20 protein-coding genes and 1 tRNA gene are annotated in these 22683 nt (G+C 34.9%); 11 read left to right on the forward strand and 10 right to left on the reverse strand.

Translation table 11 applies throughout. The features are described 5' to 3' along the window. Positions 1 to 291: 291 nt before the first annotated feature. Together asnS and rpoN are read left to right on the forward strand one after the other, a co-directional pair. Positions 292 to 1728 carry an asparagine--tRNA ligase gene (gene asnS / locus ACNQGH_RS01250; protein ID WP_417954161.1) on the forward strand — a complete coding sequence of 479 codons (1437 nt, stop codon included), beginning with the start codon at positions 292 to 294 and terminating at the stop codon, positions 1726 to 1728. A 73-nt stretch (positions 1729 to 1801) separates the two neighbouring features. Beyond that, positions 1802 to 3268, forward strand: a complete 1467-nt coding sequence (gene rpoN / locus ACNQGH_RS01255) for an RNA polymerase factor sigma-54 (protein WP_417954162.1) — start codon at positions 1802 to 1804, stop codon at positions 3266 to 3268. 78 nt (positions 3269 to 3346) lie between these two features. Here rpoN and ACNQGH_RS01260 read toward each other — a convergent pair whose 3' ends face one another. Then, on the reverse strand, positions 3347 to 3934 hold the full coding sequence (locus tag ACNQGH_RS01260) for a thymidine kinase (protein ID WP_291248571.1): 588 nt from the start codon (positions 3932 to 3934) through the stop codon (positions 3347 to 3349). A 245-nt stretch (positions 3935 to 4179) separates the two neighbouring features. Here ACNQGH_RS01260 and ACNQGH_RS01265 point away from each other — a divergent pair, with 245 nt between their 5' ends. From ACNQGH_RS01265 to ACNQGH_RS01290, 6 genes are all read left to right on the forward strand, one after another. After that, the gene (locus ACNQGH_RS01265; protein WP_417954163.1) at positions 4180 to 5157 is read left to right on the forward strand and encodes a hypothetical protein; all 978 of its coding nucleotides are present in this window, start codon (positions 4180 to 4182) and stop codon (positions 5155 to 5157) included. Between the two features lie 133 nt (positions 5158 to 5290). Next, complete coding sequence (gene rsmI, locus ACNQGH_RS01270) at positions 5291 to 6004, forward strand: 16S rRNA (cytidine(1402)-2'-O)-methyltransferase (RefSeq protein WP_039108596.1); 714 nt, start codon at positions 5291 to 5293, stop codon at positions 6002 to 6004. 9 nt (positions 6005 to 6013) lie between these two features. Beyond that, the gene (locus ACNQGH_RS01275) at positions 6014 to 6358 is read left to right on the forward strand and encodes a HopJ type III effector protein (RefSeq protein WP_417954164.1); all 345 of its coding nucleotides are present in this window, start codon (positions 6014 to 6016) and stop codon (positions 6356 to 6358) included. 51 nt (positions 6359 to 6409) lie between these two features. After that, positions 6410 to 8098: a single-stranded-DNA-specific exonuclease RecJ gene (gene recJ, locus ACNQGH_RS01280; protein WP_417954165.1), complete on the forward strand. Its 1689-nt coding sequence runs from the start codon at positions 6410 to 6412 to the stop codon at positions 8096 to 8098. Positions 8099 to 8111: 13 nt separating this feature from the next. Further along, on the forward strand, positions 8112 to 9377 hold the full coding sequence (locus tag ACNQGH_RS01285; RefSeq protein ID WP_417954166.1) for an MFS transporter: 1266 nt from the start codon (positions 8112 to 8114) through the stop codon (positions 9375 to 9377). 152 nt (positions 9378 to 9529) lie between these two features. After that, positions 9530 to 9886, forward strand: a complete 357-nt coding sequence (locus ACNQGH_RS01290) for a hypothetical protein (RefSeq protein ID WP_417954167.1) — start codon at positions 9530 to 9532, stop codon at positions 9884 to 9886. A 99-nt stretch (positions 9887 to 9985) separates the two neighbouring features. Here ACNQGH_RS01290 and ACNQGH_RS01295 read toward each other — a convergent pair whose 3' ends face one another. From ACNQGH_RS01295 to ACNQGH_RS01310, 4 genes are read right to left on the reverse strand one after another with little or no spacing between them, the layout of a single operon-like run. Then, a complete protein-coding gene (locus tag ACNQGH_RS01295; protein WP_417954168.1) occupies positions 9986 to 10741 on the reverse strand; it encodes a UDP-2,3-diacylglucosamine diphosphatase in 756 nt (251 codons plus the stop codon). 4 nt (positions 10742 to 10745) lie between these two features. Beyond that, a complete protein-coding gene (locus tag ACNQGH_RS01300; protein WP_417954169.1) occupies positions 10746 to 11210 on the reverse strand; it encodes a 6-pyruvoyl trahydropterin synthase family protein in 465 nt (154 codons plus the stop codon). A 36-nt stretch (positions 11211 to 11246) separates the two neighbouring features. Beyond that, positions 11247 to 11420, reverse strand: coding sequence for a hypothetical protein (locus tag ACNQGH_RS01305; RefSeq protein WP_417954170.1), 174 nt, complete (start codon positions 11418 to 11420; stop codon positions 11247 to 11249). A gap of 6 nt (positions 11421 to 11426) precedes the next feature. Next, on the reverse strand, positions 11427 to 12194 hold the full coding sequence (locus ACNQGH_RS01310) for an enoyl-CoA hydratase/isomerase family protein (protein WP_417954171.1): 768 nt from the start codon (positions 12192 to 12194) through the stop codon (positions 11427 to 11429). A gap of 128 nt (positions 12195 to 12322) precedes the next feature. On the opposite strand from ACNQGH_RS01310, the gene ACNQGH_RS01315 reads away from it, so the two are divergent. Beyond that, positions 12323 to 12396, forward strand: a tRNA-Ala gene (locus tag ACNQGH_RS01315). Between the two features lie 208 nt (positions 12397 to 12604). Here ACNQGH_RS01315 and ACNQGH_RS01320 read toward each other — a convergent pair. The 4 genes from ACNQGH_RS01320 to ACNQGH_RS01335 form a co-directional block, all read right to left on the reverse strand. Further along, entirely contained in the window at positions 12605 to 13681 is a 1077-nt protein-coding gene (locus ACNQGH_RS01320; RefSeq protein ID WP_417954172.1) for a nucleotidyl transferase AbiEii/AbiGii toxin family protein, read from the reverse strand. 24 nt (positions 13682 to 13705) lie between these two features. Then, positions 13706 to 14476: a DUF6577 family protein gene (locus ACNQGH_RS01325; protein ID WP_417954173.1), complete on the reverse strand. Its 771-nt coding sequence runs from the start codon at positions 14474 to 14476 to the stop codon at positions 13706 to 13708. A gap of 313 nt (positions 14477 to 14789) precedes the next feature. After that, on the reverse strand, positions 14790 to 15530 hold the full coding sequence (mtgA, locus tag ACNQGH_RS01330) for a monofunctional biosynthetic peptidoglycan transglycosylase (protein ID WP_417954174.1): 741 nt from the start codon (positions 15528 to 15530) through the stop codon (positions 14790 to 14792). After that, positions 15530 to 16642, reverse strand: coding sequence for an NAD(P)/FAD-dependent oxidoreductase (locus ACNQGH_RS01335; protein WP_417954175.1), 1113 nt, complete (start codon positions 16640 to 16642; stop codon positions 15530 to 15532). The genes mtgA and ACNQGH_RS01335 overlap by 1 nt, the downstream gene beginning before the upstream one ends. Before the next feature lie 204 nt (positions 16643 to 16846). Between ACNQGH_RS01335 and ACNQGH_RS01340 the strand changes: the two genes are divergently transcribed. Together ACNQGH_RS01340 and ACNQGH_RS01345 are read left to right on the forward strand one after the other, a co-directional pair. Further along, complete coding sequence (locus ACNQGH_RS01340; RefSeq protein WP_417954176.1) at positions 16847 to 18700, forward strand: S9 family peptidase; 1854 nt, start codon at positions 16847 to 16849, stop codon at positions 18698 to 18700. Between the two features lie 117 nt (positions 18701 to 18817). After that, positions 18818 to 21250 carry a hybrid sensor histidine kinase/response regulator gene (locus tag ACNQGH_RS01345; RefSeq protein WP_417954177.1) on the forward strand — a complete coding sequence of 811 codons (2433 nt, stop codon included), beginning with the start codon at positions 18818 to 18820 and terminating at the stop codon, positions 21248 to 21250. Here ACNQGH_RS01345 and ACNQGH_RS01350 read toward each other — a convergent pair. After that, a complete protein-coding gene (locus tag ACNQGH_RS01350; protein ID WP_417954178.1) occupies positions 21247 to 22584 on the reverse strand; it encodes a sigma-54-dependent transcriptional regulator in 1338 nt (445 codons plus the stop codon). The two genes, ACNQGH_RS01345 and ACNQGH_RS01350, sit on opposite strands and share 4 nt — an antisense overlap. Positions 22585 to 22683 lie beyond the last annotated feature (99 nt).

Consider the following 22683-nt stretch of genomic DNA (forward strand, 5'->3'; position numbering starts at 1 on the left):
TAAAAACACGAATACAGCAACAATGGAGCTGAGGTCACAAGATTAAAAAAAACGATGCTGTATATCCCGAAAAAATACCTCCAAAAATTCAAAACAATTCCAGTCGTTTAGCCATGCTATGCACTGCATCCTTTCCTTTTTGCAATAAAAAGTAAAGGACATAGAGAATACCGGTAAATAGCTCCCTAAATAAATCCTGATTACTACTTTGCTGCAATGACATTTAAAACAAATGATTTATATTTGCACTTCGGTTACAAGACAATTTTCAATATCAATTATATAATTAAAATGAGACACACAAAAGTTAAAGACTTACTAAACAGTACTACGACGCTTCATGAAGTAAATGCAAAAGGATGGGTGAGAACTTTTAGAAACAATCAATTTATCGCGTTGAACGATGGTTCGACTATCAATAATATACAATGTGTGGTCGATTTTGAAAACACCGCAGATGAGACTTTAAAGAGAATTACGACTGGCGCCGCAATTTCTGTAACCGGAACTTTGGTAGAAAGTAAAGGTGCGGGACAACAATTTGAAATTCAGGTTGCAAAACTTGAAATTCTTGGAGATTCGGATGCAGAAAAATTCCCAATACAACCTAAAAATAAACCGAGTCTCGATTTCTTGCGTGAAAATGCGCATTTGAGAGTACGTACAAATATGTTTGGTGCCATTATGAGAGTGCGTTCGGTATTATCATATGCAGTTCACAGCTATTTTCAGGAGAAAGGGTTTGTATATGTAAATACGCCAATCATCACCGGTTCTGATGCTGAAGGTGCTGGTGAAATGTTCAAAGTTACCGCTTTGCCATTTGATAAAACCCCAAGAACCGAAGACGGAAAAGTGAATTACAAAGAAGATTTCTTTGGTAAAGAAACAAACCTTACGGTTTCGGGACAATTAGAAGGAGAAACTTTCGCAATGGCTTTAGGTCAGATTTATACTTTTGGCCCTACCTTTAGAGCTGAAAACTCAAATACCTCTCGTCACCTTGCGGAATTTTGGATGATTGAGCCGGAAGTGGCTTTCAATGATCTGAATGACAATATGGATCTAGCCGAAGATTTTATTCAGTATGTTATCAAATACACGATGGACAAATGTCTGGAGGATTTGAAATTCCTGGAGGGAAGATTATTGGATGAAGAGAAATCAAAACCAGCTGCGGACAGAAGCGAAATGCCGCTTTTGGAAAAATTAAACTTTGTTTTAGAGAACAATTTTAAACGTGTTTCCTATACTGAAGCAATTGAAATTTTGAGAAATTGCAAACCAAATAAAAACAAAAAATTCAATTATATCATTGACGAATGGGGTGCTGATTTACAATCAGAACACGAGCGTTATTTAGTGGAGAAACACTTTAAATGTCCGGTAATCTTATTTGATTACCCTGCAAACATTAAAGCATTTTACATGCGTTTGAACGAAGACGGAAAAACAGTCCGCGCCATGGATATCCTTTTCCCTGGAATTGGAGAAATCGTTGGTGGTTCTCAAAGAGAAGAACGTTTTGATGTTTTGGTAGAAAAAATGAAAGCCTTAGGAATTGACGAAGAAGAATTGTGGTGGTATCTCGATACACGAAGATTTGGTTCTGCAGTTCACTCTGGTTTCGGACTTGGGTTTGAAAGATTGGTATTGTTTGTAACGGGTATGACGAATATTCGCGACGTAATTCCTTTCCCTAGAACACCAATGAATGCTGAATTTTAATAAAAAAATTTGGATTTGGTATTTGTGGATTCCATCCCAATAACCAAATAAACGAATAACCAAATAAACATAAATGCTAAAGCAATTCTTAAATTTAAAATTATCACAAAAATTATCTCCTCAACAAATTCAGTTGATGAAGTTAATTCAATTGCCTACGCAAGCTTTCGAACAACGTTTGTTAGAAGAAATGAACGAAAATCCAGCTCTTGAAAGTGGAAAAGATGAAGAGGATTACGAGAAAGACGAGTTCGATAATGAAGATTATGACGACTATGATGATGCCGAATCGGAGCGAATTGATGCTGAAGACATTAACATCGATGAATATTTAAGCAACGACGACACACCCGATTATAAAACACAGGCAAATAACTATAGTGATGATGATGAAGATCGCGAAACACCTTTTGCTGCTCCGGTAAGTTTTCACCAAGATTTAATCAATCAGCTGAACACATTCATCTTGAACGATGAAGAGCGTGAAATTGCCGAATTTCTGGTGGGAAGCATTGATGACATGGGTTACATCCGTCGTAGCGTGCCTGATATGGTGGACGACATGGCATTTACACAAGGAATATATACCGATGAGAAAACGGTGGAAAAAATGTTGCATGTCATTCATGAATTGGAACCTTCGGGAGTGGGAGCGCGTGATTTACAGGAATGTTTATTGTTGCAATTGAAGCATAAAACGCCAACGGAATATGTCGAATTAGCCACTGATATCATCGAAAATCAGTTTGATGCGTTTACCAAAAAACATTACGATAAGCTTTTACAAAAATACAATGTTTCGAATGAACAACTTAAAAAAGCCATTCATGAAATAGAAAAACTGAATCCAAAACCAGGCGGATCTTTTACTGGAAATAATAAAATTACCGAAAATGTAGTTCCTGATTTTGCCATCAGAATTATTGACGGTGAACTGGAATTGACCTTAAACGGAAGAAATGCTCCTTCCCTGCATGTTTCCAAAGATTATCAGGAAATGATGCAAACCTATAAAGATTCCCGTGATAAATCTGCACAGCAAAAAGATGCGGTACAGTTTATCAAGCAAAAACTGGATTCGGCTAAATGGTTTATCGATGCGATACGCCAACGTCAGGAAACACTTTTTGTGACCATGAATGCGATTATGCATTATCAGGAAGAATATTTCCTCGATGGTGATGAAACCAAATTGAAACCGATGATTCTAAAAGACATTGCTGATATGGTAGGTCTTGACATTTCAACTGTTTCGCGAGTAGCAAACAGCAAATACGTGGAAACACCTTATGGTACCAAACTGATAAAAGAATTCTTTTCGGAATCCATGAAAAACGACCAAGGCGAAGATGTTTCTACGCTTGAAATCAAAAAAATTCTTCAGAATACGATTGAGGAAGAAGACAAGAAAAAACCACTTCCAGACGATCAATTAGCCGAAATTCTAAAAGAAAAAGGCTATCCAATTGCAAGAAGGACCATTGCAAAATACAGAGAGCAGCTGGACATTCCAGTAGCCAGAATGCGAAAGAAAATGTAAACTACCGAAATTTATACTATTAAAAAAGGGGAAAGCTGTTACAACAACTTTCCCCTTTTTATATTATTTTCACAACTACTACTCCTGATCTTTCTTCATCGCGTGATAATAAGCAGCACGGCTCAGCGGTTCGTATTCTTCGGTTTCCCCTAACATAACGAGTTTATCATTGTCAGTTTTACGAAAACTGTAATTAGCCAGATTTCCGGTGCGGGTACATACTGCATGAACTTTCGTCACATATTCGGCAGTGGCCATCAATGCGGGCATAGGGCCAAAAGGATTCCCCTTGAAATCCATATCCAATCCTGCAACAATTACCCGGATTCCTTGGTTCGCCAAATCGTTACAAATTTTCACGATTTCGTCATCAAAAAACTGCGCTTCATCAATCCCTACTACATCACAACCTTGCGCCAAAATAGCAATATTTGCAGCGGCAGGAACAGGCGTAGAACGGATTTCATTGGCATCATGCGACACAACCATATCATCATGATAGCGTGTATCAATTTCTGGTTTAAAAATTTCTACTTTCTGTTTGGCAAACTGCGCTCTTTTCAAACGACGGATCAGTTCCTCGGTTTTACCCGAAAACATGGAGCCACAAATGACTTCAATCCAACCAAATTGTTCTTTATGATTTACTGTATTTTCGAGAAACATTTTGTATTTTTCTAACTTAAAAAATGAATAGTTTTTATTACTTTGTAACGGATAAAACGGACTTAAAAATTTTATACTTTTACGTCGTTTCAAAAGTATGACATTTTTATCAAATCGAAGATTCGCGAGCATTTATTTGAAAATAAAAATCCCGCGAGCAAAGTTTACCTCTTCCTTATGCTAAATAAAACTCAGGAAGAAATTTATTAAAAAAGACCCACCAAACTCACTATAATTTCAAAGTTATGAAAAAAAAATTGGAAGCCGATTTAATCAGCATTGCACACAGAATATTACAGCTAAAAAATAAATCTGATATCAATCAATTATATCTGGAAACGCAGAAATTATATGAAAAACTTTCTGTCTTACGATTTGTAGACGAACATTTTAGTGATGCAAAACCAACTATTGGAATTGCTGAAATTGAACGCAAAATTGAGGGAATTTTTGACCAAAAAGAATCTGCACAGCCTGAAACGAATACTGTAGTTGAAGAAACTATAGCAGAAAAAATGGTTGAGATTCCAGTAGAACAAACCGAAGAAACGACTGCAGCTGCAGAAGACACAATTCCTTCAGAAACTACTTTAGAGGAAAAAGAAGAAATAGTAGCTGACAAAGAACCTACAATTGAAGAAGAAATAGTAGCTGAAGAGGAAACAGCAATGGAAGAAGAAACCACAGCACCGGAAACTGCTCCATTCATTCCTGCTTTTGAATTATCGGAAGAGGACGAGGAAGTTGAAGTTGAAGTTGAAGATAAAAAAGTAGCTGAAATTGAAGCACCAAAAAAACAGGAAGCCGTACAAATTTCTTTCGAAGATTTATTAGGCGGGAATTATAGTGATGCCCAGTTTGTAAAAGTACATCCGCTTGAAAATATTCCTACTGCCATTGCAATTGATTTCGAAGAAAAACAATTGGATACTATTGAAGAAGTGAAACCGGAACCAGTGGAACCAAAAACCGCTTCCTTAAATGAAAAATTAGCAAAAAATATCAATATTGATCTGAATGACCGTATTGCCTTTACAAAACACCTTTTTGGCAACAGCAGCGAAGATTACAATCGTGTTTTAAATCAATTGATCACATTTGATACATTCTACGAAACCCGCGATTTTATTCAGGAAATGGTAAAACCAGATTACAATAACTGGGAAGGAAAACAAGATTACGAGGAACGTTTTATGGATATTATTGAGAAAAAATTCCTGTAATTCCGTTTCAATTGTTCCGGGTGTTCCTTTGAACAAAATAAAATAATAAATAACGGAATGAATTTTAAGTTTTAAAATTCACTTTGTCTACTTCTTATCTCGAAAATCCGGGATGTGTTTAATTTTTTAATTTATGTCAAAATTATATATCGTTCCTACGCCTATTGGCAATCTCGAAGACATGACTTTTCGAGCGATTCGGATTCTTAAAGAAGTCGATTTGATTCTCGCCGAAGACACGCGGACCAGCGGGAAATTATTAAAGCATTTCGAAATTGGCACGCATATGTACAGCCACCACATGCACAATGAGCACAAAACAATTGAGAATTTGATTTCGAGACTAAAAGCCGGAGAAAATATTGCTTTGATTTCAGATGCAGGAACTCCGGCCATTTCTGATCCTGGCTTTTTACTAACCCGCGCTTGTGTCGAAAATGGAATTGATGTGGAATGTTTACCTGGCGCAACGGCTTTCGTTCCCGCATTAGTCAATAGTGGCTTACCCAATGATAAATTTGTTTTCGAAGGATTTCTGCCTGACAAAAAAGGACGTCAAACTCGATATTTAGCTTTAGCAGAAGAAACACGCACAATGATTTTGTATGTTTCTCCACATAAATTAGTAAAAACTTTAGCGGAGTTCATTACCTATTTTGGCGAAGACCGTCAAATATCGGTTTCCCGTGAATTGTCAAAAATGCACGAAGAAAACATTCGGGGAACGGTCAAAGAAGTGGTAGCCCATTTTGAAAAAATAGCTCCACGAGGAGAAATTGTCGTAGTGGTAAGTGGAAAAACAATTACCAAAGACCCTAAAAAATCAAAATTTTCATCAGAAGAATAATATAAATATATGAGTCCAGCATCTTTCTTAGAAAAACTAAAACAAACTCCGGAAACAATCGCATTTACAGAAACAATTGCGACAATTGAAGAAAATTATACTTTTACTCCAACCACATTTCACAACGGCTCTCAAATCAATGCCGCAGGAGAAAATTCAGGTTCTTGCAAATTATTTGCTTTTGCCCAATTACAAAACTTAACCGAAGCAGAAACATTAGCGTGTTTTGGAGCGTATTATTATGAAGATGTTTTAAAAAATCCTGCAGGAACAGATCATCAGAACATCCGCAATTTTATGAAAACAGGATGGAACGCGATTCAGTTTGAAGGAACCGCCCTAGTTCCGAAATAGCATTTTTCTAAATTGCGAAATTCCCTTTCCAAAAAATAAAAACCAAACCCTATGCGTTGGACCATCAAATCAAAACCTTCCGAAGATAAGGTGAAACATCTTGCTCAAGCTTTGAATGTGGAAGATTTTGTGGCAACTTTACTAGTACAACGTGGCATTGAAACTTTTGAGGATGCCAAACGATTTTTTCGCCCCAGTTTAGATGATTTACACGATCCGTACTTGATGAAGGATATGGATAAAGCGGTAAAGCGTATTGAAAAGGCGATTGAAAATCAGGAAAACATTCTCGTTTTTGGTGATTACGATGTCGATGGAACCACAGCTGTTTCGCTGGTCTCTTCTTATTTAAGAAGCTACTACCCTAATGTTGCGACCTACATCCCGGATCGTTATGATGAAGGGTATGGAATTTCTTTTAAAGGGATTGACTTTGCTGATGACAATACATTCTCGCTAATTATTGCTTTAGATTGCGGTATAAAATCCATTGATCATGTGACTTACGCCCAAGAACGAAATATCGATTTCATCATTTGCGACCACCACAGACCCGGTCAATTTTTACCCGAAGCAGTTGCTGTTCTTGATCCAAAACGACACGATTGCACCTATCCTTATGACGAATTATGCGGTTGTGGAATTGGATTCAAACTGATTCAGGCTTTAGGTCAAAACCGTGGGGAAACCATCGAAGACTTATTTCCCTATTTGGATTTGGTTGCCGCGGCAATTGCAGCTGATATTGTTCCTATGACTGGAGAAAACAGAGTGTTGGCTTATTTTGGACTGCAGGTCATCAACTCTGAACCGAGACCCGGAATCAAAGCTTTGATTCACCAAGTAAAAAAACACACCTTAGATATTACTGATGTCGTTTTTATAATCGCACCAAGAATCAATGCTGCCGGACGTATAAAACATGGTAATCACGCAGTGGAATTATTGACCGAATTTGATTTTGAGCATGCCCAGCAATTTGCTTCTGAAATCGAAAAATACAATTCAGATCGCAAAGAATTAGACAAACAAATTACTAAAGAAGCGCTTTCTCAAATTGAAAACAACAAGGAAAAAGAACGCTTTACTTCCGTTGTTTTTCAAGAAGACTGGCACAAAGGGGTCATTGGGATTGTCGCTTCCAGATTAATTGAAACCTATTACCGCCCGACCCTGGTTTTTACCAAAAGCGGTGATAAATATGCGGCTTCGGCACGTTCCGTAAAAGGATTTGATGTCTATAATGCACTCGAAGCTTGCGCCGAACATTTGGAACAATTTGGCGGTCACATGTATGCTGCTGGAATGACTTTAAAGGAAGAAAATTACCAACTTTTTAAAGATGCTTTCGAAAAAGAAGTCGAAAAAACCATTCATCCTGACATGCTCACTCCAGAAATTTCGGTCGATGCCGAAATTAATTTTGCCGATATTACTCCAAAATTGACAAGGATTCTAAAACAATTTGAACCTTTTGGACCTCAAAATATGGCACCTATTTTCCTTACCAAAAATGCAAAAGATACGGGTTACGGGAAACCAATGGGACAAGAAGATGAACATTTAAAATTATTTGTAAAACAAAACAACTCTGAAGGCATTGCTGTTATCGGCTTTGGTTTGGGAAATAAATTAGAAACAACTAAAAACGGACAACCCTTTGATATGGTTTATTCCATTGATGAAAACGAATGGAAAGGGAAAGTAAGTTTACAATTAAGATTAAGAGATATTAAATAATATGGTTACGAAAATGAAAAAACACGATCCCTACGCAGCCTTGCGTTATAAAGAATTCAACACCTTTTTATTATTGCGTTTTGCCATGGTTTTCGCCTGGTCGATGCAGTTTATAGTTATTGAATGGCAAGTATATAGTTTGACCAAAAATCCGCTTTCATTAGGAATTATTGGATTAATGGAAGTAATTCCTGCCATTGCCATGGCATTGTTCGCAGGACATATTGTCGATCAAAATGAGAAAAAAGGACTTCTTTTTAAATGTATTATAGGATTTTCAGGAATCAGTTTTGCGCTGTTTTTGTTAACATGGCCGCCAATTGTAAGTGGGTATTCTACAAATGCAATTTTGTACGGCATCTATTTTCTGGTTTTTCTGGGAGGAATTGTACGTTCCTTTCTTGGCCCTACCATATTTTCCCTTTTATCCTTGATCGTCCCTAAAAAAGTATATCCAAACGCTGCCACGTGGAGCAGCTCCGTTTGGCAGATAGGTGCTGTTTTAGGACCGGCTGTAGCGGGTTTTTCTATTACGCTGATTGGTGTTCACTGGTCGATGTGTTCTGTTTTCATCTGTTCTGTTTTTTCTTTACTCGCTTTGTCCCAAATAGCCACCAAGCCTATTTTGAATCCAAAAATTGGGGAGCCCATTATGGAAAGTTTGAAAGAAGGCGTGAGATTTGTTTTCCATAACAAGACTGTTTTGGGAGCTTTGTCACTGGATATGGTAGCGGTTCTTTTTGGTGGGGCGGTAGCATTGTTACCCATTTTTGCTCAGGATATTTTAAAAGTTGGCCCCGAAGGCTTTGGCGTGTTGCGAGCAGCTCCAGCCGTTGGTTCGTTTCTAACTCTGATCATTTCAGCATATGTGCCTATGAATAAAAATGCGGGAATAAAGCTTTTATCGGCCATTTTTGCCTTTGGAATCTGCATTATTGTGTTTGGCCTTTCCACTATTTTCTGGTTGTCCGTATTGGCATTATTTTTAAGCGGTGCTGTTGACGGAATTTCGGTAGTGATACGTCAAACTATTTTACAATTAAAAACACCAGATCACATGCGAGGCCGGGTTTCGGCGGTGAATTCTATCTTTGTGGGATCTTCCAATGAACTAGGCGCTTTTGAAAGTGGATTAACAGCAAAATTAATGGGAACGGTAACTGCGGTTGTTTTTGGCGGAAGCATGACCCTTTTAATAGTGCTTGGTACAGGAATATTTTCCCCTTCTTTCAGAAAACTGGACCTGCAAAAGGACATTGACGAACATGAAAAGGGCTAGAAACAAATAAATTTTTCTAAAAAACACTTAAAATATAGTCAGTCGGTAAAATAATCTCAGGATTACTAACCGACTTTTTTTGTGACTTTTTTATATTTTTTTATTTAGAATAAATCTAAATAATTATTATATTTGCTTCAAACAAATTCCAAATGAAAGAAATAAAACAAATATATTACAATGATTCCGGAACTTCTTTCTATTGGAAAAAAGAGGATGAAGTGATGCTAGATAAAGTTCAATTGATTTTCAGAGAAACAGGTTTTTATTTTACCAAGCATGAACTCCACCAATTTAAGAATTGCATTACAGACAGTTATTTCCAAAACAAATGCTGTGACGAATGCGAACTAAAAAATAAATGCTACAAATTTTTACTAAAAACACCTTGCTCCCAAATCGATTTGGCCGTTTCCATGGAAGAACTCAACGCAGTAAAAGACTTAGTGGAAGGAACTTTGTTTAAAATGAATTTGGAAGATTATTTATATGGGGAGGGAATGAATTGAGGTTGGGCTTCTTAAAAAAGCATTGTAAACAACACTTATTTATTTCCCCATTTCAAAATCACCTTCAAAAAAAACGGGGAGTGAGAAAAAAGCAGCTAATTACTTGTATTTTTTGATTTCGAAAGTCTCCCCATCAAAAACACCATAAGTGAAATAGGTTATCCAATCACCAAGATTCACATATTCAGAATTTTCGCCAACCGTTACTTTCATGGGTAAATGACGGTGTCCAAAAACAAGATAATTGTAGTGTTTGGTTTCTAGTTTTCTTTTGGAATAGAGAATTAACCATTCCTTGTCTTCACCAAGAAAGGTTACATCTTCATTCCCTGAGATCAATTTGTTTTTCACGGAAAGATATTGTGCCAATCTCACTCCAATGTCAGGATGAAGCCACCTAAAAAGCCATTTTGAGAATGAATTTGAAAATACTTTTTTCATTCGTTTGTATCCCATGTCACCAGGACCTTTGCCGTCGCCATGTCCCACTAAGAAAGTTTTATCTCCTAAAATATATTCTTGATTGTCATGATACACCGGAATATTCAATTCTTTCTGGAAATAATCTTCCATCCATAAATCGTGATTTCCCACGAAGAAAAAAATGGGGATTCCACTATCGCGAATTTCAGCCAATTTCCCTAAAACACGAACAAAACCTTTTGGAACCACTGTTTTGTATTCGAACCAAAAATCAAATAAATCACCCACTAAAAAAATAGCTTCTGCGTCTTTTTTCACTTCATCGAGCCAAGCCACAAATTTTTGTTCCCTTGGAAAACTCAATTCGGGTGTTGGTGCGCCAAAATGTTGATCAGAGGCGAAATATATTTTTTTATTATTGGCTAACTGCATGAAGTTAAAGTATCGATTTTAAATTATCACTTGCAAACCATTCGGCAAAAGAAGATTCGGTTTCCTGTAATTTTAAGGAAAAAAGATTAATTCCTTCTGGCAATCTTCTTATTATTCTTTGCGAAAAATCGACCACCATATTCTCGCTGGTTGGCTGATAATCTACTAAAATAACGTGATGCCCACGATTTTTCAATTCGTTTGCTAATTCAACATGAGGAGTCGTTTCGTTAAAAACGGTTGCGTGGTCAAATTGATCCACAATTTCTTCTTTTACAATTTTCTTTAAATCAGAAAAATCGATAACCATTCCAAATTTTACGTCATTGCGATTTTCGATTGGCTTCCCTATTACGGTTACTGACAATTTATAACTATGTCCATGAACATTCTTACATTTCCCGTCATAACCATATAAGGCGTGACCGGTTTCGAAACTAAATTGTTTTGTAATTCTGATATTGCTCATCGCGGTTTTTATTTTGATTGCAAATTTAGTAAATAATTAAAGGTCTTTGTCTCTTTTTTTGGCACTTGTATACATCCAGTATGCCAATCCAATTAAAATAACAAATGGAATAAATGATCCAATAATAATCCCTGTTTGATAACTGCTATCTGTTGCGTTTTTTAATTTTTCTTCAATGTTTACTTGCTGAACAAGTGCTAAAATTATCATGATGAATTATTTATTGAATTGTGATAAAGCCTTTTTTGTAAAATCGGACAACACTAACCTTCCAGAAATAGCAGCACGTTCCAACAATAGTGTTTCCCAATCTTGAGTTCCGTCCCACAAAACCTTTTTCATTTCGGCTAATGCTTCCGGATTATAATTAGATAATTTGTAGCTAAAATCTGCCACAGCACTATCAAGATCTGCTATAGTTTCAAAAAGATCAGCATACAAACCTTTCTCTTTTGCCCAATCAGCCGTTTTCCATTCGTGCGCCATAAGTGTCATTTCAGCCATTGCCGTCTTTCCAATTTTTCTTGAAACTACCGGCTCAATAACAAACGGACCAATGCCTATAGCTAACTCTGATAATTTTATCGAAGCATTTTTTGTTGCTAATGTATAATCACATGCGGAAGCAATTCCTACACCACCACCTACTGCTTTTCCGTGAATGCGACCCACTATTAATTTTGAACACGAGCGCATGGCATTGATTAAAAACGCAAATCCAGAGAAAAACTTTGTTCCTTCTTCTTGATTTGAAACTGCCAAGAGTTCATCAAAAGAGGCTCCGGCACAAAAAGCGCTTGTACCTTCACTCTTTATAATAATCACCGAAACAGCTGGATTAATACTCAAATCATTGAGCTCCTTTGTTAAGCGATCTAATAATTCTCTGGGAAAGGAATTACTCGCTGGATGTCCAAATTCAAGTGTAGCAATTTTATTCTCAATTGTTGCAATGAGCGAACCAGTTGGATTATCTTTTACCATAGCATCTATTTTGACGTAAAGTTAAAAAAAGTAACGGACGCTTTCGCTTTTTTTTAAAATAGTATCGATTTGTATTTTTGAAATTTGCTTTTTACTCAATTTATATGTTATATTTGCGAAACATTGCTGGGGATGTAGCTCAGTTGGCTAGAGTGCTTGACTGGCAGTCAAGAGGTCGTGGGTTCGAGCCCCATCTTCTCCACAAGTAAAATCAAGCCTTGCAGAAATGTAAGGCTTTTTTTATGCAATCTAAGTGTACCTATTCCGTGTATTTTTTGACATTTCAAATATAAAAAATGAAGCTCCATCAAGATGACGGGCATATTTATTTTTTGGCTTAAAAACTTAATTTCTGAAGTACCTAAATCCTTCTATTTACGTCCCTTACGACCTCAACTAATCTCTATTAATTAGCTTTTATCCCAATTGTTGATAAGAAAGATTTGATGCCAATAAAAAAATGCTTCGGGATTAGATTTTTTAAGTTTATTCAATTTATTATTTAAAGGTTCACCAATAGACCAATTCTTAATTTGGGCAGGGTTTTCAAACTTTTGTACAGTAGAACTATCATGCTTTATCAAAGCAGACAAGTATGCGGCTTTTGAAGCATGGGTAATTGCTTTTTCAATATGATAATTTTCTGAAAAAATGAAACTACCAATCCTTTGAATCCCATTTTGCAATTCCTCAAAATTCCCTTTTCCATCTATTCCCCTAGTTACTATACAAAGAGATGTTTGATAAATATCTTCCAGTACATCTAATTCATTCATTTTATCTGAATTTCGATACGCCAATTCTGTTTTAGCAAAACGAAAAAAAGTAGGTTTGATAATGCTTAATTCATTGACAGCATTAAAGAGATTTCCTATGTCATATAACTGCTTGATGATTTCCATGCTCATACTGTCCTCTTTTTTAAAGTATGGTATTCCTGTTGTATTCGGAGCAAAGGCGGTTAATTTATCTCCTAGAATATCTTCTAAACTTGGAACATTAACCGTCAGTGGTTCACCGATAATTGGAACAAATGTTGATTGAATAGGCAACAAAATTATTTTAGAATAATTTGCTTCCTCATACAATATATCAAGTAACACGTATTCTTCCTCTTTATTAGTTTTATGCAATGGAGTATAGAAAAATTTATAATGTTCCTTTTTAATTTTCGATTTAGTATCCCTATGCTGCAACTCTTTCCTTAGAAACGCTTGTTCATAAGCTATTAAATCAAGGCTTAGTTCTAAATTTTCAATCTCTTGCGGCAATATAATGTCAATATCTATTGACAATCGTCTAGTTGAGTTGAAATGTAGCATCAAAGCAGTGCCTCCCTTAAATATGAATGGTATTTTTTGTTTAACTAATCCTTCTAATAAAAGTAAAGCACGAACAACCTTTTCTACTAAAATTTTGTCAGCATTTTTGTTTTCTTTTGAAACTTTACTGAGCCATTCATTTGTTATTTCTTCTTGATTTATCATGCGCTATAAATTGGCAGCAAAACGCTATTGCTGCCGTATATTAGAAATTGAGTTTATAAATTCAGTAAAATATTCTTTTTTCCTTCTTCGATTTGCATATCGTAGCATTTTACTTTGATTTATTGTATATTTAGTAAATGCAGTTTCAAAAATTGTACGCATTTCAGAGCCTTGCTGAGCAGAAAATAGTATAGTATCGCAAAAAATATCAACCAACATTTTTTCTATTGAGGCAGATTTAATTCCATTAACAGAAATAAGTGGAGCTTCTGAAATCAAAGGTTTTATAATAATGATTTGTTTATTATCGGGGGCATATTTTTCAAGTATATCTGTAGTTGGTTCGAGAAAAACAGAAAAATTCAAATTTTTTAAAAAATAGAATATTGAATTCATTGCTTCTTTTTCTAATTCTAGCACATAATAAAACTTGAATGGCTGATGAATCATAAATTCATTAAGTGAAGAAGTATTCCAAATACAAATATCTGTATATGGATATTCCTTTTTTACTTTTGAATAAATTAATTTCATCTTTGATGAGATTTCAGGAAAATAATTTCGTTCTTTCCCTAATTTAAATTTCCCTCTACCAACCCGTTGTAACACTCCATTTTGGACCATAGCATATATTCGCCAATTTACAGTAGAACGTTTTAACTCCTCCTCTATTTCAGTGTAAAACGTAGCTATATCATTGGTATCAAAGACATTTTTATCTTTGAACTGGCTTTTTAATTTATCAATATTTAGTTTTTCTATTGCGATAATTATATATTTTGTACAAATATACATAAAAACTATAATATGGCAGCAAACATAAAAAAGTGCCAATAACTAGTCTTCGTAAGAAACACTAAATCTAAGTGTACTTAATAAGTGGCAAAATGCTTGAAAATATATGATTTTGCAACAATTAAAAAACACAAACTCCAGTAAAATAAGGATTTTTATAAATATGAATTCTACTGGCAGTCAAGAGGTCGTGGGTTCGAGCCCCATCTTCTCCACAAAATAAAACCGTAAATTCTTTTAATTAAGAATTTACGGTTTTTTATTTAGGGTTTGCCTATGATTCTCTTTTAAAATCAAAGAAAGTTGTACTACATTAATATTCTAATTTTCCCATATGTCGCATGATGCGGACAATCTTAGCCTTTCTATTATTAATATAAGACGAAGAACTTGTAGCCGAATATTTTCTTGGATTTGGTAATATCGCAGCAATTCCTGCTGCCTGTTGCGATGTCAAGCTTGAGACATCTTTTCTATACCAATGTTGTGCCGCTGCTTCCGCGCCATACACACCATCGCCCATTTCGATACTATTCAAATACACTTCCATGATGCGTCTTTTCCCCCAGATAGTTTCTATCAAAACGGTAAAATAGGCTTCCAGTCCTTTTCTAAGATAACTACGTCCCTGCCAAAGAAATACATTCTTGGCCGTCTGTTGTGATATTGTACTTCCACCTTTTATCCTACGGCCTCTTTCATTGCTTTTATAGGCTTTTTGCATTGCGGTAAAATCAAAACCATTGTGTTTCAGAAAGGTTCCATCTTCACTGGCAATAACTGCTTTTTGTAGATTCACAGATATATTTTCAAGAGGTTCCCAGTCATGACTGAAATAATTTTCTTTTCCTGCCATTTTATTTTCAACGGCACGAATCACCATCAAAGGAGTAAATGGTACTGGAACAAATTTAAAAAGTACTACAAAAAATAAAGAGAGTCCGATGAACCATAAAAAAACTTTAAACAAAAAACGGGTTAGTTTACTCATAAAAGGGGTTGCTTCTTTTTTTGCGGGTTGTTTTGATCTTTTTGGTGTTATTTTCGTTGCCATTATATTAAATCTGCTAATTCTGTTCCTATTAAACTTCCTATTGCCACTCCCATTCCACCTAGCCGTACGCCACAATAAACATTATCTGACACTTGCGAAACGATAGGATTCTTACTGTTACCAATGCCCATGATTCCGCTCCAACGGTGTGCAATTTCGAAATCCTGATGCGGCAAAATTACTTCTTTTAATAATTGTTCCAATTTTTTTTGCACAATTTCTGTTTGACCAAATTCGGTTGTTGTTTCAGTATCAAAATCAAGGTTTCTCCCACCCCCTAACAATATTCTATCTCCAATATTCCTGAAATAATAATAACCTCTATCCAGATGGAAGGCACCTTTTATATCTAAATTTTTAATGGGCTCCGTAATCAAAACTTGTGCTCTGGCTGGCTTTACCGCTCCATTGGTCAGCGTATTTGCAAAACCGTTAGTGGCAAATAATAATTTCTTAGTGACAAAACTAAAATCTCCAAGCGCCACTTCGACTGCATTTCCTTTTTCTAAATACGACGTAACCGTTTGTTGATTTAGAATCATAATATTTTCATTAATAGCCTGTTTCAACAATGCCTGCATCATATTACCGGTATCAATCTGCGCCTCAAAAGGATTAAAAATCAAATACTCCTTTATTTCTTTGAATCCAAAACGATCCACTTCTTTAGTAAAAACATCGGCTTTAAAAAGTGGTCTTAAAATTTCATTAATAAAAGGTAATTTTCCAACACATTCACTATAACTATTTTCATCCGTGTTCAAAAACAACTCGTAACCACCGTAAGGGTTAAAATCAATGGTGTCATTACCAAGTCTTTTCCGTAACAATTGCAAGCCTGCCCATCGTTTTTGAACAAGATTTACAACATCCTCTTCTGAATGGGATTTTAAATCGTCAATGATTTCTGAAAGACTTCCAAAACAAGCGAAACCGGCATTTTTAGTACTGGCCCCTTGTGGCAACATCCCTTTTTCCAAAACCAAAATTTTACTTTGAGGAAATTTTTCGCGCAAGCGCAGCGCAGCATGTAAGCCCACGATACCGCTCCCAACAATTGTGTAATCGATACTAGTAAACCAGTTTTTTAATTCCCAATAACTCAAATCCATCTGCAAATATTTTTTATAAAAATAATAATTTTCATGTGCTAATCACGCTATCCGTTCTAATCTTTTATTTTTTTAAGAGAAAAGAAACAAAAGGTTCCCCACTCTCGTTCGGACTAAAAAGCAACTATTAAAACGACAAACATCAAATTAAATTGGCTATTTTTATGGCTAAGAAAAAAAATTGCTTTAATTCGTTTATATACTATGGCGCAAGATCTAATGACACCCGAATTGCTTTGGAAATTAGGAAGAATAACTCCTCTAGGTATTTCCAACGACAAAAAAAATATAGTTTATAAAGTAGAAACTCCATCTGTTGTAGAGAATAAATTGGATACAAAATATTACTCCTTACCAATAAATGGTGGAAATCCAACCGAAATAAAAGACACCGCAGCTGTATTAAAAGACGAGAACATTTCTCCAGACGGGAAACATATGGTGTATAGTGAAGAAGTAAAAATCGATAAGGTTCTGGGAAAAGATTTTTATCCAGAGCTGGAAAAATCAGAAGTACAAATCTACAATGGATTAGATTATCGCCATTGGGACACCTGGAACGAAGGAAAATTCAATCATGTTTTTTATAAAGAAAACAAAGAAGGTACTATTGCAATTGACATTATGAAAGGAGAAAATTTCGATTGCCCACAAAAACCTTTTGGAGATAACAAGGATTATATCTGGTCGCCAGACAGCAAACGCATTTTATATGTTTGCAAGAAAAAAGCCGGAACAGAATATGCCATTTCTACCAATGTTAATATTTTCGAATACAATCTGGAAACTGGAAAAACAAGCAACAGAACCGAGGAAAATTTAGGTTATGACACCGCTCCACAATTTTCTCCTACAGGTAATTTGACTTGGCTTCAAATGAAGCGCGATGGTTACGAAGCGGATAAAAATGACTTAATAGTTAATTTCGAAGGAACGAACATAAACCTGACAGCTAATTGGGATGGCACGGTGAATCATTTTATATGGAGTGGTGATGGAAAAAAAATCTATTTTATTGCACCAATAGACGGGACAAAACAATTATTTGAGGTTAATTTTCCGGGGCTAAACCAATCCGCAATCAAGGTTCATCAAATCACTAATGGTGATTTCGACATCAATGACTTAATCGGTTTTTCTGGCGATTCAATTATCATTACCAGAACGGACATGAATCAGGCAGCGGAAATTTTTTCCTTTGATTTAAATAAAAACAGCTGGAAACAACTGTCAAATATAAATACTGCTATCTATAATTCATTGGCACTAAGCAAAACTGAAAGAAGATATGTTACCACAACCGATGAAAAAAAAATGTTAGTTTGGGTAATACTCCCTCCTAATTTTGATGCATCAAAAAAATATCCAACCCTTTTATTTTGTCAAGGAGGACCACAAGCTCCATTGACACAAGGCTATTCCTTTCGTTGGAATTTCCAGCTAATGGCCGCCAATGGTTATATTGTAGTCGCGCCAAACCGTCGCGGTATGCAAGGCCACGGTGTGGAATGGAACGAACAAATCAGTAAAGACTGGGCTGGACAAGTAATGAACGATTACCTTTCAGCGATTGATGATATAACGAAAGAAAAATATGTTGATGCATCACGTTTGGGATGCGTAGGCGCCAGTTATGGCGGTTATTCTGTGTTTTACTTAGCAGGCATCCACAACAACCGATTTAAAACATTCATTGCTCACGATGGCGTTTTTAATACCCAAAGCATGTTCGGAACTACCGAGGAAGTTTTCTTTTGTAACTGGGATTTTGGTGGCGCTTATTGGGAAAAAGACAATACTGTAGCACAAAAAGCCTATACTACATTCAATCCAATAAGTATGGTCGAGAAATGGAATAAGCCTATTCTAATTATTCAAGGCGGTAAAGATTTTCGCGTACCGATAGGACAAGGACAAGAAGCATTTCAAGCGACCCAATTGCGAGGAATAAAAAGTAGATTCTTATATTTTCCAGAAGAAAACCACTGGGTACTTAAACCTCAAAATGCTCAGGTTTGGCAAAGTGAATTTTTTAAATGGCTGAAAGAAACCCTATGAATTATAATGGAAAATCATTCTCAAAAACCTCACTTCTCAATAAGGTTTTTTGTTTTTCACCAAAACATTTTTGAATAACTTAACTTTAGACACTTTTGTAATTTTTATCTTTGAAAGATGAATAGCAAAAAAAGTTATATTCCTTTTAAAATTCTTATCAGTTACCTAATTTTGGCAGCCCTATTTGTTGGCGCAGGCTGGTTTTTGTACTCGGAAAGCACCGTTTTTTCAAAAACGGAAAGTAAGATTGCTAAAGAAAATAGCAAGATTCTAAAAGTAAGCAATTTACTTTCCAACGTTTATAAAACTGAAAGTTTAGCCCGAATAACAATTCAGTCTAATTCTGAAAAGGATTTCAAGAATTACACCTCTAAAACCGATTCATTAAAATCAGCTATTGCCTCTTTAAAATTATTAGTCACCACTCCATATCAAATCGCACTATTGGATAGTGTAAAGATTTTATTATCCAAAAAAACGCATAACATAAAGCAGCTAAAAGCTATAAAAAACAAAACTGACGATGAAGTTTCAGTAAAAAAAGCGATTGACGATTTAACTAAAATGGAAGCTTCGTTAAGAAAACTCCAATTGGAAGATTTTGTAAAATATCCTCTGGCGATGGGAGATTACCAACGGAATGTACTTAAAAAATATGTCACTTATCTCAATCAAAATATCCCTGACGACAGTACAAATACCTTAACCAAAAAAGCTTCTGACTCGATTTTATTAGCTTCTAAAACCTTACTGAATCAAGTTAAAAAAGAGACAACAAAAAAGAAAGAATTATTAAATTTTGAAGAAGACAAATTGCTTCAAAATGAACTTTCAATATCTGAACAATTAAGAAAGGTCTTAAACATTGTTGAAAGTGAAATCATCAAAAACACAGCAAAAAACTATTTTGAAAGAGAAAATTCATTAAAAAAAACCAATCAAATAGTAACTATAGCTGCAGCAGTAGGATCATTATCTACCTTATTTTTCTTGATTTTAATCCTGAATGATTTTTCAAAAACGCAATCCTATAAAAAACAACTTGAAGTTGCCAATAGAAAAACAAAATCACTATTAAAAAACAGGGAACAGCTCATCTCCACCGTGAGCCATGATTTAAAAACGCCGTTAAGTACAATTTTGGGCTACACCGAACTTTTAGACAATTCTGATCTAAATAAAAGACAACTCTATTTTGCAAAAAACATCAAAACCTCTTCAGAATACATCTCAAAACTAGTTCAGGACTTACTGGATTTCACACAAATTGAAGCAGGAAAAATAACAATTGAAAACATTCCATTTTCATTAAATAATATCGTTTCAGATGTTGCGAAAAGCATTCAATCCCTGTATGAACAAAAATCGGTGGCACTTTTGATCGAAATTGATCCGCGATTAAATAATCCTATAATGGGAGATCCTTTTAGATTAAGACAGATTTTAACCAATCTAATTGGCAATGCTTACAAGTTCACCGAGACGGGCTTTATAAAAATTGAAACCAAAATCGATATTGAGAGCCATAAAATCAAAATTAGAGTTGAAGATTCCGGAATTGGAATAGCAGAAAAACAGCAGCAATTGATCTTCGAAGAGTTTACACAAGCGGATGAAAACATCGAAAAAAAATATGGAGGAACTGGTTTGGGACTTACTATTTCAAAGAGCATAGTGGAAATTTTAGGTGGAGAATTAAGTCTAAAAAGCGCTTTAGGGAAAGGCAGTATATTTGAAATTGAACTTCCATTGCAATTTGATACTGAATTACTGCAAAAAACATCTATTCCAAATAATCCAAAAAACGAATTAACTGCGATTATTGTTGATGATGACATTAATTTATTAAAACTAACAACTGAGATTTTAAAACAAAATAATTACATCGTCATTCCATTTAACAATGCCGCTGATGCAATTGAAGCAACAAGAACAAGTTCATTTGATTTTATAATTACCGATATTCAAATGCCGGAAATTGATGGTTTTTTGTTTCTCGAAAAATTAAAAAACCAGAAAGAACTAAAATATAAGAACCAACCAATAATAGCTGTTACCGGACGAAACGATTTAGATTTAGAAGTTTATAAAAAAGCTGGGTTTACGGAAGTTGTTAAGAAACCTTATGCTCCAAAAATGCTCCTTAATGTAATAAATTCTATTTTTAGCAACATTGAAAATCAAGCCAATTCAGATCAATTAGGTGAAGAAAGTGATTTAAAGAGGCCTTATTCTTTGACGTCATTACAATCTTTTTTGATCAACAATGATAAAGCTTTAAAAGAATTTTTAACCTCATTCATAAAAAGCACAAAGGAGAATTTAATACCATTAGAAAATGCAATTGCAGCAAATAATATGCTGGAAATTAAAGAAATCTCACATCGAATGTGCCCCATGTTTAAACAAATTCAAGCCCATAATATCACTGGAATATTAGATGAACTAGAATTGAAAGATCTTCCAATAGAGGATATCACCTCTAATTTCAAGGAATTAAAAAATATGATATTAACTCTTTTCATACTTTTAGAAAAAGAGCTCAATTAATCGATATCGTATAATTTTAATTTATTATACAGTGTTTTTCTGTTAATCTTAAGCAATCTGGCCGCTTCAGACTTATTGTTTTTAGTCTGATTTAAGGCCTCAAGAATAGCTTCTTTTTCATTTTCAGACAAGGAAAAATCATTTGTTTCTCTATTAGGACTTTGAAAAAATTCGACTGGAAGTGCTGTCTTTTCGATAAAATCACCTGACGATAAAAGCGCAGCTCTTTTGATACTATTCTGAAGCTCTCTTAAATTCCCCGGCCATCTGTAGTTTTGAAAAATAGTCACCACTTCAGGAGAAAATCCTATTACTTCCTTATTCAATTCTTGATTTGCTTTTTCAAGAAAAAAATCAGAAAAAACCATCAGATCCTCTTCTCTGTCTACCAATGATGGTGAATGAATGGAAAACTCATTGATTCTATGATACAAATCTTCTCTGAAATCGCCATTTTTTACCGCTTCCCGTAAATCCTCATTTGTAGCAGTAATTATTCTAATATCAACGTCGATTTCTTTGTTGCTCCCAACAGGTTTTATTTTTCTTTCCTGTAAAGCTCTTAGCAACTGTATTTGATTTTCATACGATAAATTTCCAATTTCGTCAAGAAAAATTGTCCCGCCATTTGCTGCCTGAAAATAACCTATTTTATCCCCAATAGCTCCTGTAAAAGAACCTTTCACGTGACCAAAAAACTCACTTGCAGCCAATTCCTTTGGTATAGCTCCACAATCAACCGCAATAAAACTATTGTCTTTTCTGGAGCTTTTTTGATGAATACTTTTTGCAATAACTTCTTTACCTGTACCGCTTTCGCCAATAATCAAAACAGACATATTCGTTGGACTCACTAATTGAATATATTCAGCAAGTTTTTTTGAAGCTGCAGAAATACCTAAAACAAATTTGTTTTCCGACAGTACCTTGTTTTGTTTATTTTTTAGAATATTGCTTTTGACAGTATTTTCAATTGGTGTTTGCAATGCGCTGGAAATAATCAATAAAACCTCTTCAGGATTGAATGGTTTAGAAATATAATCTGCAGCACCTTTTTTTATTGCTTTTACTGCCGTATTAACATCAGAATAACCCGTCATAAGAACGACCGGAATTGTGGGATGTAATTTTTTGAATTCAGTCATTAATTCGATTCCATCATAATTAGGAAGTCTTAAATCCGTAATTACAAGGTCAAATTCTTCATTATTGATTTTAATTTTTGCTTCTTCAGCTGTAAAAGCAGTCGTCACGAAAAAAGATTTTTTCACGAGAAATTTCTCTAACAACTTACAAAAAGAAACATCGTCTTCTATCAATAAAATTTTTGACATGGTTTTTTAACTTTGAATGCTAATGTAAAGTTATTAAACTCGAATTTTCATAAAAAATTTGTAAAAAAAGGGAGATTGTAAAAAAACAATCTCCCTTTT

Source organism: Flavobacterium kochi (assembly GCF_048286715.1).
In the GTDB taxonomy this organism is placed as follows: domain Bacteria; phylum Bacteroidota; class Bacteroidia; order Flavobacteriales; family Flavobacteriaceae; genus Flavobacterium.

Excerpts from the sequence above, each read along its gene's own strand:
- ACNQGH_RS01350 (WP_417954178.1), bottom strand. The coding sequence starts at position 22,584 with ATGTCAAAAATTTTATTGATAGAAGACGATGTTTCTTTTTGTAAGTTG.
- ACNQGH_RS01325 (WP_417954173.1), bottom strand. The coding sequence starts at position 14,476 with ATGTATATTTGTACAAAATATATAATTATCGCAATAGAAAAACTAAAT.
- mtgA (WP_417954174.1), bottom strand. The coding sequence starts at position 15,530 with ATGGCAACGAAAATAACACCAAAAAGATCAAAACAACCCGCAAAAAAA.
- rpoN (WP_417954162.1), top strand. The coding sequence starts at position 1,802 with ATGCTAAAGCAATTCTTAAATTTAAAATTATCACAAAAATTATCTCCT.
- ACNQGH_RS01285 (WP_417954166.1), top strand. The coding sequence starts at position 8,112 with ATGAAAAAACACGATCCCTACGCAGCCTTGCGTTATAAAGAATTCAAC.
- ACNQGH_RS01275 (WP_417954164.1), top strand. The coding sequence starts at position 6,014 with ATGAGTCCAGCATCTTTCTTAGAAAAACTAAAACAAACTCCGGAAACA.
- ACNQGH_RS01290 (WP_417954167.1), top strand. The coding sequence starts at position 9,530 with ATGAAAGAAATAAAACAAATATATTACAATGATTCCGGAACTTCTTTC.
- recJ (WP_417954165.1), top strand. The coding sequence starts at position 6,410 with ATGCGTTGGACCATCAAATCAAAACCTTCCGAAGATAAGGTGAAACAT.
- ACNQGH_RS01295 (WP_417954168.1), bottom strand. The coding sequence starts at position 10,741 with ATGCAGTTAGCCAATAATAAAAAAATATATTTCGCCTCTGATCAACAT.
- asnS (WP_417954161.1), top strand. The coding sequence starts at position 292 with ATGAGACACACAAAAGTTAAAGACTTACTAAACAGTACTACGACGCTT.
- ACNQGH_RS01335 (WP_417954175.1), bottom strand. The coding sequence starts at position 16,642 with ATGGATTTGAGTTATTGGGAATTAAAAAACTGGTTTACTAGTATCGAT.
- rsmI (WP_039108596.1), top strand. The coding sequence starts at position 5,291 with ATGTCAAAATTATATATCGTTCCTACGCCTATTGGCAATCTCGAAGAC.
- ACNQGH_RS01345 (WP_417954177.1), top strand. The coding sequence starts at position 18,818 with ATGAATAGCAAAAAAAGTTATATTCCTTTTAAAATTCTTATCAGTTAC.
- ACNQGH_RS01320 (WP_417954172.1), bottom strand. The coding sequence starts at position 13,681 with ATGATAAATCAAGAAGAAATAACAAATGAATGGCTCAGTAAAGTTTCA.
- ACNQGH_RS01340 (WP_417954176.1), top strand. The coding sequence starts at position 16,847 with ATGGCGCAAGATCTAATGACACCCGAATTGCTTTGGAAATTAGGAAGA.
- ACNQGH_RS01310 (WP_417954171.1), bottom strand. The coding sequence starts at position 12,194 with ATGGTAAAAGATAATCCAACTGGTTCGCTCATTGCAACAATTGAGAAT.
- ACNQGH_RS01260 (WP_291248571.1), bottom strand. The coding sequence starts at position 3,934 with ATGTTTCTCGAAAATACAGTAAATCATAAAGAACAATTTGGTTGGATT.
- ACNQGH_RS01265 (WP_417954163.1), top strand. The coding sequence starts at position 4,180 with ATGAAAAAAAAATTGGAAGCCGATTTAATCAGCATTGCACACAGAATA.
- ACNQGH_RS01305 (WP_417954170.1), bottom strand. The coding sequence starts at position 11,420 with ATGATAATTTTAGCACTTGTTCAGCAAGTAAACATTGAAGAAAAATTA.
- ACNQGH_RS01300 (WP_417954169.1), bottom strand. The coding sequence starts at position 11,210 with ATGAGCAATATCAGAATTACAAAACAATTTAGTTTCGAAACCGGTCAC.